Here is a 13796-nt window from a genome sequence, read left to right as displayed (position 1 = left end):
TGCGGGCCAGATGGACCGTACGGCCCGCGCGCGCGGCGCTCAGCGCGGCGCGGAGCGTCCGAACACGCGCACGAACGCGGTCACGAACAGGTCGAGCCGCTCCGAGTCGAGACAATCGATGCCCGCCGCGCCCACCCGCCCGTTGCCGCCGGGGAAAGCGCGGCAGAGCTCGTCGGCGCCGCGCGGACGCACGAGCGGCGCGCGCACGCTCACCGCGTAATTGCCGTCGGGATTGACGCTCAGCACGGCATGGGCGCACGACGGCTCCTCGATTGCGAGGGCATTGGCGAACACGCCGCGCACGCGACGCGCCCACGGCTCGTCGGGGAGCACGCAGACGCTGCCGTACTGCACCGTGAACAAGGGCGTGATCTCCTGCGCGCGTTCGAGATCTTCGCGGCGGCACGCCGAAAGACTCGCGACGAGCGGCTCCGAGGCAATGAAGTCGAACGGATCGGCGTAGTGCTTGAGCGTCTCGTAGAGCGTGACCGGCGCGATGAACAGGTCCTCGACGCTGTCGCCGTAGGCGTTGTAATTGATCGACTCGCCCAGCTCGCACAACTGGGCGGCCTGCGTTTCGTCGAGCCCGGCTTCGCGCGCGAGCTCGTGCGCGGTGGCCTGCAGGTTGTCGCCGAACGCCGCCGCGACCGCCCACGGGCGGTACTGCCCGCGCAGATGGCGGTCGACCAGCACGCTCGTGCAGACCTGCGCCGTGGTGTCGATGTGCGCGGCGAGGTTGACGTTCATCGGCAGTTCGCCCGCGTGGTGATGATCGAAGTACTCGACGTGCACGCCCTGGTCCAGCAGCGCGCAAAGCGCTTCGCGGTTCGCATCGAACGAAATGTCGAGCACCGTCAGCGAGTCGCCGGGCCGCGCCTGCACGCGCTTGACGAGCGCGATGTCGCGCTTCGCGCCCGTGACGAGCGTGGCCTCGCGCGGCCGGGCGAGGCGAAGCTGGTGCAGCGCGCAGATGCCGTCTGCATCACCGTTGAATACGTCGAAATGCGCCATGTCCTGTGGGTTCCGTTGCGTTGAGCTTCACAGTATCGCGCACCGAATGCGAATCCCACAAAGGGAGGATTTGACCGATCACAGTGAAGGCCGATTCGCTCAGCCCATCACACGATTTCGCGCCCGGCGATTCACGCGAATCGCCTGACAACGGCAAACCGCATCGAGCCTGCCGGTGTGCGCAAGCATCTGGCGGACTCATAATCCGCCGGCTACCCGCGCAGCCCGATCTGCCAGTTGACGCTCAGGTGCGGGCCAGCGGCCAGCGCAGCGAGAAAGCGACCGGGAAGCGCGGCGCCTTGCGGCCGGCCGGCGCGCGCCACGGCTGCATGCGCGCGCTCATGGCCGCGCACATGGCGACGCCTTCATCGCCGTAGAGGCGCTCCATGGCCTGCTGCACAAGTCCTGCGTCGTACCACATCTTGAAACGGCGATGGCAGGTGCGGAAGTCGGGGTAGCGCTCGGGCAGCTTCGCCCAGACGGAGCCCGTTGAAAGCACCCACAGAATGGCTTCGAATACGGCGCGCGAGCAATGCGCGGGACGGCCGCGGCGCGGGCCGCTGGAACGGATTTCATGGAAGAGCGGTTCGACGCTGCGCCATTGGGCGTCGCTAAGCTCCATCGAGGGACGAGGCTGCATCTGATATTCCAAGTTAGGTTGTCTGACACACAACGACTAAATTAGCCTCACGTCCTCGGGGAAAGTATCGGACTATGCCTAAAACGGTCTGAAAATCGGGGTGATAATCGAAGCACGATGGCATCGCGCCTACGAGGCGGGGCTTTCGAAATCCTGCTATTGCAACGGTGTCGTTTCGGTCCGTCACGCTAAAAAGCCGCGTTAAACTGGGGCATTCCGGACTCGACGGTGCAATTCCAATGGCACGCTCACCTGTTTCGCCCGCGAAAACTGGCCGCATTCGCGTCGGCATCGGCGGATGGATCTATCAGCCGTGGCGCGGCACGTTCTATCCCGAAGGGCTCGCGCAGCGCCTCGAACTCGATTACGCGAGCCGCCACCTCACTTCGCTGGAAATCAACAGCACGTATTACGGCGCGCAGCGCCCCGCGAGCTTCATGCGCTGGCACGACGAGACGCCCGACGATTTCGTGTTCTCGGTGAAGGGCCCGCGCTTCGCGATGAACCGCCGCGTGCTGGCCGAGGCCGGCGCCTCGATCGAGCGCTTTCTGGCCGGTGGCGTGCTGAATCTGCGCAACAAGCTCGGCCCGATCAACTGGCAGTTGTTGCCGGGCAAGCGCTTCGATCCAGAGGACTACGCACAATTTCTCGAACTGCTGCCCGTCGAAGCCGATGGGCAGGCGCTAAGCCATGCGCTGGAGGTCCGACACGAGAGTTTCTGCACGCCGGAGTTCGTCGCGCTGGCGCGTCAGCGCCGGGCCGCGATCGTGGTGTCCGGAGATTCGGAGTACCCCCAGATCGCCGACGTATCGGCGCCCTTCGTCTATGCCCGCATCATGGGCACGGCCGATGGCGAGCCCCTCGGCTATTCGCCCGCGGCGCTCGACCGCTGGGCCGAGCGCGCGCTCACGTGGGCCCAGGGCGGCAACCCGGGCGACCTCGCCACCTTCGACGCACCGCTCGCGGCCAAGGCCGGACGCGACGTCTATCTCTACGTGATCAGCGGCTACAAGGCGCGCAATCCCGCGGCGGCGATGGCGCTGATCGAGCGCCTGCGCGAGCGCGGCGCGCAATGAGCACCGGAAGCGCAAAAAGCGCACCGTCCGCAACAAACGCGCGGGGCGCAGCGGGATCGAACTCGCTGCGCCCCGCGCGTCGGGCCGCGCCTAAAGCTGCCGGCGCATCTCCGCCGCCGGCAGCTTCATCATCTGCCGGTACTTCGTGACGGTGCGGCGCGCCACGCGCACGCCCTGCCTTTCCAGCTCCTGCGTGAGCACGACGTCCGAGAGCGGATCGCGCGGATTCTCGGCGTCGATCATCTCCTTGATGAGCGCGCGCACGGCGGCGGCGGAACAGGTCCCGCCCGTGCGCGTCTCGAGCTCGCGCGGGAAGAAGCGCTTGAACTCGAAGATGCCGCGCGGCGTGGCCATGTACTTGTTGCCGGTCGCGCGCGACACGGTCGACTCGTGCAGGCCGAGCTCGTCGGCGACATCGCGCAGCAGCATCGGGCGCAGCGCAATCTCGCCATACTGGAAAAAGGCCTTCTGGCGCGCGACGATGCACTCGCCCACGCGCAGGATCGTCTCGCAGCGCTTGTGCGCGTTGCGAATCAGCCAGCGCGCTTCCTGCAACTGCTGCGCGAGCGGCGAGCGGCTCGTCTGCTCCGAGCGCGCGAACAGCTCCGCATAGAGCTTGTGGATGCGCGCGCGCGGCTCGATGGCCGGATTCACACTCACCACCCAGCGGCCGCGCACCTGGCGCACGATCACGTCCGGCACGACATAGCCGCCGTCCGCGCGGCCGTAGTGATTGCCCGGCTTCGGATCGAGGCGGCGCACGAGTGCGCTCGCGGCCTGCAGCGACTGCGCATCGCAACCGAGCTGGCGTTGCAGCTCGCCATGCTCGCGGCGCGCGAGACGTTCCAGATGCTCGGTGACGATGCGATGCGCGAGCTCGCGGTACGGCGTGTCCTCCGGCATCGCTTCGAGCTGCAGCGCGAGGCATTCCGCAAGCGAGCGAGCGCCGATGCCGGGCCGGTCGAGCGTCTGCACGACGCGCAGCGCGACGCGCAGGCGGTCCTCGTCGAGCGTGTCGCCCACGCCCTCGACATCGGCGAGATCGGCGAGCTCCTGACGCAGATAGCCGTCGTCGTCGAGCGCCTCGATCACCACCTGGGCCGCCGCGCGGTCGAGGTCTTCGAGCGGCGAGAGCCGCAGCGCCTCGTGCAGTTGCTCGCGCAGCGAGATAGGCACGCGCACCCAGTCGGCGGCATCGGCTTCGCCGTCTTCCGAGCCGCGATAGCTCGACGACGCGCGCAGCGCGCCCGGCAACGGCAGCTCGCCAGCGTACGACGTGCCGTCGTCGCTATAGCCGGAAGCTTCGTCGCTGTATGGCGTCGGCTCGCCGCCGTAGCTCGCGGCATCGGGGGGCATGCCGCCGTCCGCGGCGCTTTCCATGCCGCCATCGAGGTCGCCCTCGGGCGCATTGGCCGCCGCCGCGGGCTCGACGCTCGCGGCCGCGCCAATACCGGCGGCGCCTTCAGCGGCCTCGGCGGCTTCGCCGGTCTCCTGGGCGGGCGGCACATATTCGAGAAACGGATTGGTATCGAGCGCTTCGCGCAGTTCTTGCTGGAATTCGAGCGACGATAGCTGCAACAGGCGCACGGCCTGCTGCAGACGCGGTGTCAGCGCCAGATGCTGGCGCGCATGTAACGCGATGGAAGGCATGGCTGTCCTGTTCTTGAATTTGATGTGAATGGCCTGGTCCACGCAACACCCATGCCAGTTTTTACAAGCGCTTGTTTTATAACGGGATCGACTCTTGCGACGGCGCAATTCCAGCACCCGGGCCCGGAGTCTGGCGGACGTTTTTACAATCGCCCGAACAAAATTGCGTGCCGGATTGCGTGCTTGTTGAGCGCACTTTGAGCCCTCTTGCGCCTCAATCCGCCTCGCGCGGCCACGCTGGAATCCCACATAGTGCGCGCCGTAGCGCCGCCACGTTCGCCGCAATTGGCGCGGCACGGCATGGACCTTGCGGCACGTTGGCTGAACCCAACGGAAAAGGAGAAACGCATGAAGCGCATTCCGATGCTCAAGACCGTTGCAGGCCTGGCCTGCATGACTTTCGCACTCGCCGCCGGCGCGCAGACGACCACGACCGAGCCTTCGGCGGCGCCCTCGGGCAGCTCCGAAAGCGTCGGCCAGCACGTTGATGACGCAACCATCACGACCAAGGTGAAGACCGAATTGCTGGCCGCCAAGAACGTGAAGTCCGAGCACATTCACGTGAAGACGCGCAAGGGCGTCGTGTCGCTCACGGGCACCGTGCCGAGCGCCGAGGATCGCGACAACGCCAAACAGGTGGTTGAAGGCGTGTCGGGCGTGAGCGCCGTCAAGAACCACTTGAAGGTGGCGGCCGCGGGATAACCGTGGACTAGCGGCGTTTTAACCGCTCTTTAAACGCGCATTGGCCTCGCATCGACTCGCCATGCGCGACGCTCGCCGCGGGCGCCGCCCACGCAGCGGGCGTGCCACGGCGCCATGCAGCGGGACGCGTGCGGCGCGCGCGTCCCGCTGCTCATTGGTACGCCCTCAGCGCTCCTCGCGTTGCGCGTCGCGCAACTGCTCCCGCCGCGCATCGCCCTGGCGCGCGAGCATCCAGCCCGGATATTCGGCGGGCAAGCCGCTCACGTCGTCGAGAATCGCGAGCTCTTCCGTGGAGAGCTTGACCTGGGTCGCCGCGACGTTGTCGTCGAGCTGGTCGGTGCGCTTCGCGCCGACGATCACCGTCGTCACCGCGCGCTGATGCAGGAGCCACGCGAGCGCGATCTGCGCCACCGAAACGCCTTTGCTCTCGGCGATCGGGCGCATCGCATCGATGCAATCCCATGCGCGCTCGCGCTCCACGGGCGGAAAGTCGAACGTCGTGCGGCGGCTGCCCGCCTCGCCCTGTTGGTCGCGCCCGTATTTGCCGCTCAGGAGGCCGCCCGCGAGCGGGCTCCACACCATCAGCCCGAGCCCTTCGCTCGCGAGCATCGGCACGATCTCGCGCTCGAGGTCGCGGCCCGCGATCGTGTAATAGGCCTGCAGCGACTCGAAGCGCGCGAGCCCGTGATGATGCGCGATGCCCAGCGCCTTGACGATCTGCCACGCGGCCCAGTTCGAGACGCCCACGTAGCGCACATAACCCTGCTGCACGAGCGTGTCGAACGCGCGCACGGTCTCTTCGATGGGCGTGACCGGATCGAAGCCGTGAATCTGGTACAGGTCGATGTGATCGAGCTGCAGGCGGCGCAGGCTCGCCTTCACGGCTTCCATGATGTGATAGCGGCTCGCGCCGCGCTGGTTCGGCGAGGGGCCCATCTCGCCGAGCACCTTGGTCGCCACTACGACCTGGTCGCGCACCACCTTGAGGTTCTTCAGCGCCTGGCCGGTGAGCTGCTCGGAAACGCCTTGAGAGTAGATGTCGGCGGTGTCGATGAAGTTGATGCCCGCATCGAGCGCGCGGCCGATGAGGCGTTCGGCGTCGGACTGCTGCAGATCGCCGATGTGGTTCCAGATGCCGGCGCCGCCGCCGAAGGTCATGGTGCCGAGGCAAAGTTCAGAAACGAAGAGGCCGGTACGGCCAAGAGGACGCATACGCATGGGGAAACTCCGACGTGGACCGAGGGAACATCCAACAACGGGGCAGAGGATACTGCGTTCACGCAAGACGTGCCCGAAGTGCGCCTCAGGCGTTTCGAGGTGCGGCGCTTGCGTATGCGCAAGCGCAAGCCCCGCGACTGCGCACGCCGCCGCGCGCCCGAAGCGCCGCCTGGCAGCCGCGCGCGAAACCTGCCAGACTGCCCTTTCGCGATGCCTTTTGCGGTTTGCACCCGTTTGCACCCATCAACCCGATGGGCCGCGCGAGCCTCACGAGCCGCATGTCCCGCATGCCCGGCACTTGAAACCCGCGCGCCGCGCCCTCAAACCTTGTGCGCATGAGCCTGCTTTCGCCCGCCTCCGTCCAGCCCGATTCATCCAGGTCCGCGCTCAACGCGCCCGACGCCGCCAACGCCGCTGACCTGGAGGACCCGCTCGCCCTCTTCCATCCGGCTGTGGCCGCGTGGTTCCGGAACAGCTTCGCGGCTCCCACCCCCGCGCAGCGCGCCGCGTGGCCGCTCATCGCGGCCGGCCGCGCGACGCTGGTGGCTGCGCCCACCGGCTCAGGCAAGACGCTCACGGGTTTTCTCGCCGCGCTCGATGCGCTCGTGCGCGAAGGCCTCGCAAACGGCGGCGCGCTGCCCGACGCCACGCTCGTGGTGTACGTCTCGCCACTGAAGGCGCTTTCCAACGACATCCACTTGAACCTCGAGCGCCCGCTCGAAGGCATCCGCGCGGAGCTGGCGCGCATGGACCTGGCGCCCGTCGAGATCCGCACCGCCGTGCGCACCGGCGACACGCCGCAGCCCGAACGCGCAGCGCAACGCAAGCGCGCGCCGCATATCCTCGTGACCACGCCCGAGTCGCTCTATGTGCTGCTCGGCTCGGAGTCGGGCCGCCGCATGCTCGCTGGCGCGCGCAGCGTGATCGTCGACGAGATTCATGCACTCGCGGGCAACAAGCGCGGCGTGCATCTCGCGCTCAGCCTCGAGCGCCTCGATGCGCTGTGCGGGCAGCGTCTCCTGCGCATCGGGCTTTCGGCCACGCAAAAGCCGATCGAAACGGTCGCACGGTTTCTGGTCGGCATGGGCAGCGACGACGCGGCGCCGCCTGCGTGCGCGATCGTCGACGCGGGCCATGTGCGGGCGCGCGACCTCGCGCTCGAAGTGCCGCCGGTGCCGCTCGAGGCCGTCATGGCCAACGACGTGTGGGAACGCGTGTACGACCGCATGGCCGAGCTCGTCGCGCAGCACCGCACGACGCTCGTGTTCGTGAACACGCGCCGCATGGCCGAGCGCGTCGCGCGCCATCTCAGCGACCGTCTCGGCGCCGAGGTCGTGGCCGCGCATCACGGCAGCCTCGCGCGCGAGCATCGCTTCGATGCCGAGCAGCGCCTGAAGCGCGGCGAACTGCGCGTGCTGGTGGCAACCGCCTCGCTCGAATTGGGCATCGATATCGGCGACGTCGATCTCGTTTGCCAGATCGGCTCGCCGCGCTCGATCGCCGGCTTTTTGCAGCGCGTCGGGCGCTCGGGCCACCAGGTCGGCGGCATGCCGAAGGGGCGGCTCTTTCCGACCTCGCGCGACGACCTCATCGAATGCGCGGCGTTGCTCGACTGCGTGCGGCGCGGCGAGCTCGACCGCCTCGCGCTGCCGCACGCGCCGCTCGACGTGCTGGCGCAGCAGATCGTGGCCGAGGTGGCCTGCGCGGAATGGTCCGAGGACGCGCTCTTCGCGCTCGTGCGCCGCAGCGCGCCGTTCGCGCAGCTCGAGCGCGCGCGCTTCGACGCGGTGCTGCGCATGCTCGCCGAGGGCTACACGAGCCGCCACGGGCCGCGCGCCGCGTATCTGCACCGCGACGTGGTGAGCCAGACGTTGCGCGCCCGGCGTGGCGCGCGTCTCGTCGCGCTGACCTCGGGCGGCACGATTCCCGACAACGCCGACTACGCCGTGCTGCTCGAGCCGCAGGGCGTGCAGATCGGCACCGTGAACGAGGACTTCGCCGTCGAAAGCCTCGCGGGCGACGTGTTCCAGCTCGGCAACGCCTCGTACCGCATCCTGCGCATCGAGGCGGGACGCGTGCGCGTGGAAGACGCGCATGGCCAGCCGCCGAACATCCCGTTCTGGCTCGGCGAGGCGCCGGGCCGCAGCGACGAGTTGTCGTTCGCGATCTCGCGCTTGCGCGCGCAGATCGAGACGGCGCTCGGCGCGCACGCTGCTGGGGACGCTTCGGGCGATATCGCCGGGAACGCCCAGCCCGTCAACGCAGACGGCGCGCACGACGGCGCAGACGCTACGACAAGCCCAGACGGTACGGTGAACCCAGGCGCCGCGGCGAGCCCAGGCGCAGCGGCGAACGCCGCTGCCATCGAGCGCGCCACGGCATGGCTCGTCGGCACGCTCGGTCTGGACGACGCGCCCGCGCGCCAGATCGTCGAGTACCTCGCGCGCGCCCGCGCCGCGCTCACTGTCCTGCCGACCCAGGACACGCTCGTGATGGAGCGCTTCTTCGACGAAGCGGGCGGCACCCAGCTCGTGATCCACGCGCCGTTCGGCAGCCGCGTGAACCGCGCGTGGGGCCTCACGCTGCGCAAGCGCTTTTGCCGCCAGTTCAACTTCGAGCTACAGGCCGCCGCGACCGAGGACGCGATCATCCTCTCGCTCACGCACGCGCACAGCTTCGCGCTCGACGAAGTCTGGCGCTATCTGCACCCGAACAGCGCCGAGCACCTGCTGGTGCAGGCGCTGCTCGACGCGCCGCTGTTTGGCGTGCGCTGGCGCTGGAACGCCACCACGGCGCTCGCGCTGCCGCGCCAGACCGGCGGGCGCAAAACGCCGCCGCAAATTCAGCGCATGCGCAGCGAGGACCTGCTCGCGGCCGTGTTCCCCGACCAGGTCGCGTGCGTCGAAAACCTCGCGGGCGAGCGCGAGATTCCACGCCATCCGCTCGTCGATCAAACCGTCGACGACTGCCTGCACGATGCGATGGACACCGAAGCATGGCTCGCCCTGCTGCGCCGCATCGAGTCGAATGGCGTACGGCTCGTGACGCGCGAGCTGCCGGCGCCCTCGCCACTCGCGGCGGAGATTCTCAGCGCGCGCCCCTATGCGTTCCTCGACGATGCCCCGCTCGAAGAGCGGCGCACCCAGGCGGTGCTGTCACGGCGCTGGAGCGACCCCGAGTCCACCGACGATCTGGGCGCGCTCGATCCCGAGGCGATCGCGAGCGTGCGCGAGGAGGCCTGGCCGCAGGTGCGCGATGCGGACGAACTGCACGACGCGCTCAACACGCTCGGCGTGCTTGCGCAAAGCGAGGCGGACGCGCACGGCTGGAACGCGTGGCTCGCCGGCCTGGCCGCCGCCGGGCGCGCGACGCGCATGCCGGTCGCGGAACACGATGCGCTGTGGGTCAGCATCGAACGGCTCGCCTGCGTGCGCGCGATCTACCCGCAGGCGCAATGCGAGCCGCCGCTGGCTGCGCTCGCTCGCATCGAGGAGTCGCGCGACGAAGCGTGGAACGAGGACACGGCGCTGGTCGAGATCGTGCGTGCGCGGCTCTCGGGATTCGGACCCCTGACGGTTTCGCAAGTGGCGCGGCCGCTCGCGCTGGAGGCGAGCGTGGCCGCGCTGGCGCTCACGCGGCTCGAAGCCGAAGGCACGGTCATGCGCGGCCGCTTCACGCCGGGCGCGCGTGACGAAGAATGGTGCGAGCGCCATCTGCTCGCGCGCATCCACCGCTACACGGTACGCAAGCTGCGCCGCGAGATCGAGCCAGTCGAGCGCCAGGACTTCATGCGCTTCCTGTTCGAGTGGCAGCACGTGGGCGCCGACGCGCGCGGCTCGGGCCGCGACGCGCTCGCGGCGATGCTCGAGCAGCTCGAAGGCTGGGAGGCTTCGGCGCTCGCGTGGGAGGACGAGATCCTGCCCGCGCGCATCGACGATTACACGCCCATGCTGCTCGACGAGCTGTGCCGCTCGGGGCATCTCGCATGGGCGCGGCTGCCTGCGCGGGCCGCGGCGTCGACGGTGCGCAGCACGCCCGTCGTGCTGCTGCCGCGCCGTGAGCTCGCGCGCTGGACCGCGCTCGTCGAGGCGCCCGAAGCGGCGGAGCTTTCGGCGCGGGCGCAGCGCGTCCATGAGGCGCTGTCGCGCCACGGCGCGATGTTCTTCGACGAACTGGCCGCCGATGCGCGCCTGCTCGGCGTCGAGCTGGAGAACGCGCTGGGCGAGCTGGTGGCCGCGGGGCTCGTGAACGCCGACAGCTTCGCGGGGCTGCGCGCGCTGGTCCGTCCGGCAGCTAAGCGCCATGCGCAGCACGGACATTACGGACGACGGCGCCCGCGCGGCTTCGGGCCGCTCGTGGGCGGCATGGCCGATGCCGGGCGCTGGGCGGTGCTCAGGCGTGTCGCGTTGCCCGCTGCCCTGGCGGCGCCGGCGGAGGATCGTGCGGCCACGGAGCTTGCGTTGGGTTCATCGGCACCGGGGGAAGCGCACGCGGCGGTCGCCGCGAGCGAGGTGCGGGCGGTGCGCGCGACTAGCCTCGCAACATCGGCGGCACTATCGCGCCGCCCGCCAGCCGACCCCGATCTGCTGGAGCACGTCGCGCACGTGCTGCTGCGCCGCTATGGCGTCGTGTGCTGGCAACTGCTGGCGCGGGAGGCACCCTGGCTGCCGCCGTGGCGCGATCTGCTGCGCGTGCTGCGCCGCATGGAGGCGCGCGGCGACGTGCGCGGCGGCCGTTTCGTCACGGGCCTCTCGGGCGAGCAGTTCGCCCTGCCGGAAGCTGTTGCGCTGCTGCGCGAAGTGCGGCGGCGCGGTGGCTCAGGCAGTCCGGCGAACGGGGCACCGGGCGCGGAAAGCGCGCTCGTCTGCATTGCCGCCTCGGATCCGCTGAATCTTGTCGGCACCGTGCTGCCCGGGGAAAAGGTACCCGCAGTCGCGGGCAATCGCATCGTGTTTCGGGATGGCGTGCCCGTCGCGACGCTAATCGCGGGCCGTTGCGAGTTTCTCGGCGATTTCGATGAGGGCACGCGCGCCGCCCTGCGCGTGGCCCTTGGTGGCTTAGGGAGCGTTGCGTCGGGCACTTAACGGGCGCCTACGCGAGGTCCGTTTTCGGTGCCACGGTGAAGTTTGTTGAAGGATGCGGGCGGAATAGGCTGTTAGTTGCGTAACTTGAAGTGCCGGCGATTGGTGGCCGTTAGTTGCGCATTGATCCGCGCAGGCACGGACAAGGCATGCTTCACCTCAGCCGTGCTTCCCCACCCGCGCGTCCCCGCTGTACCCCACTAACCACGCGCCGCTAGGCCTTCCCAGCAAAATGCCGCCGCACGCGCAACCCGTTGGCGACGACCAGCAGGCTCGCGCCCACGTCCGCGAACACGGCCATCCAGAGGGTCGCCTCGCCCGCCAGCGCCAGCACGAGGAACACCGCCTTGATCCCCAGCGCGAGCGCGATGTTCTGCACGAGCACTGCCGACACCTTGCGGCTCAAGCCGATGAACGCCGCGATCTTGCGCGGGTCGTCGTCCATGATCGCGACGTCGGCGGTTTCGAGCGCCGTCGCCGTGCCGGCCGCCCCCATCGCAAAGCCGATGTCGGCGCGCGCGAGCGCCGGCGCGTCGTTCACGCCGTCGCCGACCATCGCCGTCATGCCGTGCCGCGCCGAGAGGTCCGCCACCGCGTCCTGCTTGTCCTGCGGCAGCAGATTGCCGCGCGCGTCATCGATGCCGAGCTGCGCCGCAATCGCGCGTGCCGTCGCGGGGTTATCGCCGGTCAGCATCACCGGCGTCGCGCCCAACTGCTTGAGCGCGCGCACGGCGCTCAAGCTCTCGGGCCGCAGCGCGTCTGCGACCGCGAACAGCGCCACCGGCTCGCGCGGCGAGCACAGCACGATGGCCGTCTTGCCCGCCGCTTCGAGCTGCGCAAGCCGCGCCTCGAGGTCCGACGAACACAGACCCAGCGACTCGACGAGCCGATGATTGCCCAGATGCCACGCCTCGCCGCCAATGCGCCCCGTCACGCCGAGGCCGTTGAGGACCGCGAAATTGTCGATCGGCTCGAGCGACGCCTGCGTGCCGCGCTCGCGCCAGCCCGCCACGAGCGCGCGCGCAACTGGATGCGTGCTGGCGTCGTCGAGGCTCGCGGCGAGGCGCAGGGCCTCGTCTTCGGGCAGCGCCGCCAGCGCGAGCGTGTCGGTGAGCACCGGCGCGCCGCGCGTGAGCGTGCCGGTCTTGTCGAGCGCGACGGCCTTGAGCAAACGCCCGCGCTCGAGCCATACGCCGCCCTTCACGAGCATGCCGTTGCGCGCGGCCGCCGCGAGGCCGCTCACGACCGTCACCGGCGTCGAGACGACGAGCGCGCACGGGCAGGCGATCACGAGCAGCACGAGCGACTTGTAGAGCCACGCGCCCCACGCGCCGCCGAACGCGAGCGGACCCACAATGGCGATCAGCACGGCGAGCGCGACGACGGCGGGCGTGTAGTAGCGCGCGAACTGGTCGACGAAGCGCTGGGTGGGCGCGCGCTGCGCCTGGGCCTCCTGGACCGCCGCCGCAATGCGCGCGAGCGTGCTGTCGCGCGCGGCCGCGGTGACGATCGCCTCCACGACGCCATCGACGACGATGCTGCCCGCGTAGAGGGCATCGCCTTCGGTTTTGTCGACGGGCAGGCTCTCGCCGGTGATGGGCGCCTGATCGAGCGCCGCGCGGCCCGTCGCCACGCGTGCATCAACCGGCACGCGCTCGCCCGTGCGCACGCGGATGCGCTCGCCCACCGCCACTTCGGCGACGGCGCGGGTGCGCCATTCGCCCTGCTCCGGCTGCTGGGCCGACTGTTGCGTCGAGTTTTGGGCCGATTTTTGCGCCGACTGTGCCCCGGCGGCGGCCGTCCAGACCTCAGCCGTTTCGGGCGCGAGCGCGGTCAGCGAGCGAATCGCGTGACGCGCGCGTTCGAGCGAAAGCGCCTCGATTTGCTCGGCGAGCGCGAACAGGAACACGACCATGGCCGCCTCGGGCCACTTGCCGATGACAACGGCGCCAGCGACCGCAAGCGACATCAGGAAATAGATGTTGATCGTGAAGTTCTTGAGCGCGATCCAGCCTTTGCGCAGCGTGGGCAAGCCCGCGCACATCAACGAAACGACCGCGCAGACCAGCACGGGCACGCCAGTCTCGTGACCCGTGCTCCATGCAAGGACCTCGGCCGCAGCAGCAGCGATGCCGCTCGCGGCGAGCAACAGCTTCTCGCGCATCGCGAGGCCTGGGCTGCGTGCAGGCGCGTCCGCGCCGGCGTTGGCCTGCGCGCCGTCGTCGAGCAGGCGCGGCGCCATGTCGAGCGCGCGCAGCGCGGCTTCGAGCGGCTGCGCGTCGGGCAGCCGATGGTAGACCGTCAACTCACGCGCGAGCAGGTCGAAATCCAGACGCACGACACCCTGCATCGGCTCGAGGCGTTTGCGGATTAGCCGCTCCTCGGTCGGGCAGTCCATGTTGTCGATGCGGTAGCGCG

The 13796-nt window shown here is 69.5% G+C and carries 8 protein-coding genes; 3 read left to right on the top strand and 5 right to left on the bottom strand.

Annotated features, from left to right (window positions below):
- Nucleotides 1-39: 39 nt before the first annotated feature.
- Both E1956_RS18425 and E1956_RS18420 read right to left on the bottom strand, forming a co-directional pair.
- Nucleotides 40-1011 (bottom strand): acetyltransferase, encoded by a 972-nt coding sequence (locus E1956_RS18425; protein ID WP_134751711.1) that lies wholly within the window; start codon nucleotides 1009-1011, stop codon nucleotides 40-42.
- Between the two features lie 244 nt (nucleotides 1012-1255).
- Nucleotides 1256-1651 (bottom strand): transposase, encoded by a 396-nt coding sequence (locus E1956_RS18420; RefSeq protein WP_134751709.1) that lies wholly within the window; start codon nucleotides 1649-1651, stop codon nucleotides 1256-1258.
- Nucleotides 1652-1890: 239 nt separating this feature from the next.
- Here E1956_RS18420 and E1956_RS18415 point away from each other — a divergent pair, with 239 nt between their 5' ends.
- A complete protein-coding gene (locus tag E1956_RS18415; protein WP_134751707.1) occupies nucleotides 1891-2727 on the top strand; it encodes a DUF72 domain-containing protein in 837 nt (278 codons plus the stop codon).
- Between the two features lie 90 nt (nucleotides 2728-2817).
- Here the strand turns inward: E1956_RS18415 and E1956_RS18410 are convergent, their stop codons facing one another.
- Nucleotides 2818-4377 (bottom strand): RNA polymerase factor sigma-54, encoded by a 1560-nt coding sequence (locus tag E1956_RS18410; protein ID WP_134751705.1) that lies wholly within the window; start codon nucleotides 4375-4377, stop codon nucleotides 2818-2820.
- A gap of 348 nt (nucleotides 4378-4725) precedes the next feature.
- Here E1956_RS18410 and E1956_RS18405 point away from each other — a divergent pair, with 348 nt between their 5' ends.
- On the top strand, nucleotides 4726-5079 hold the full coding sequence (locus E1956_RS18405; protein ID WP_134751704.1) for a BON domain-containing protein: 354 nt from the start codon (nucleotides 4726-4728) through the stop codon (nucleotides 5077-5079).
- Between the two features lie 165 nt (nucleotides 5080-5244).
- Here E1956_RS18405 and E1956_RS18400 read toward each other — a convergent pair whose 3' ends face one another.
- Entirely contained in the window at nucleotides 5245-6297 is a 1053-nt protein-coding gene (locus tag E1956_RS18400; RefSeq protein WP_134751702.1) for an aldo/keto reductase, read from the bottom strand.
- Nucleotides 6298-6632: 335 nt separating this feature from the next.
- Here E1956_RS18400 and E1956_RS18395 point away from each other — a divergent pair, with 335 nt between their 5' ends.
- The gene (locus E1956_RS18395; protein ID WP_134751700.1) at nucleotides 6633-11381 is read left to right on the top strand and encodes a DEAD/DEAH box helicase; all 4749 of its coding nucleotides are present in this window, start codon (nucleotides 6633-6635) and stop codon (nucleotides 11379-11381) included.
- Nucleotides 11382-11592: 211 nt separating this feature from the next.
- On the opposite strand, the gene E1956_RS18390 is transcribed toward E1956_RS18395, so the two are convergent.
- The gene (locus tag E1956_RS18390) at nucleotides 11593-13776 is read right to left on the bottom strand and encodes a heavy metal translocating P-type ATPase (protein ID WP_232071708.1); all 2184 of its coding nucleotides are present in this window, start codon (nucleotides 13774-13776) and stop codon (nucleotides 11593-11595) included.
- Nucleotides 13777-13796: the final 20 nt, after the last annotated feature.

This window comes from Paraburkholderia pallida (genome assembly GCF_004524855.1).
Classification (GTDB): domain Bacteria; phylum Pseudomonadota; class Gammaproteobacteria; order Burkholderiales; family Burkholderiaceae; genus Paraburkholderia; species Paraburkholderia oxyphila.
The sequence above is the reverse complement of the archived record's forward strand: the minus strand, read 5'-3'. Positions and strand labels throughout refer to the sequence as shown.

Bases quoted from the DNA above. Each gene is read 5' to 3' on its own strand.
- E1956_RS18425 (WP_134751711.1), bottom strand. From the start codon at position 1,011: ATGGCGCATTTCGACGTATTCAACGGTGATGCAGACGGCATCTGCGCG.
- E1956_RS18420 (WP_134751709.1), bottom strand. From the start codon at position 1,651: ATGCAGCCTCGTCCCTCGATGGAGCTTAGCGACGCCCAATGGCGCAGC.
- E1956_RS18415 (WP_134751707.1), top strand. From the start codon at position 1,891: ATGGCACGCTCACCTGTTTCGCCCGCGAAAACTGGCCGCATTCGCGTC.
- E1956_RS18410 (WP_134751705.1), bottom strand. From the start codon at position 4,377: ATGCCTTCCATCGCGTTACATGCGCGCCAGCATCTGGCGCTGACACCG.
- E1956_RS18405 (WP_134751704.1), top strand. From the start codon at position 4,726: ATGAAGCGCATTCCGATGCTCAAGACCGTTGCAGGCCTGGCCTGCATG.
- E1956_RS18400 (WP_134751702.1), bottom strand. From the start codon at position 6,297: ATGCGTATGCGTCCTCTTGGCCGTACCGGCCTCTTCGTTTCTGAACTT.
- E1956_RS18395 (WP_134751700.1), top strand. From the start codon at position 6,633: ATGAGCCTGCTTTCGCCCGCCTCCGTCCAGCCCGATTCATCCAGGTCC.
- E1956_RS18390 (WP_232071708.1), bottom strand. From the start codon at position 13,776: ATGGACTGCCCGACCGAGGAGCGGCTAATCCGCAAACGCCTCGAGCCG.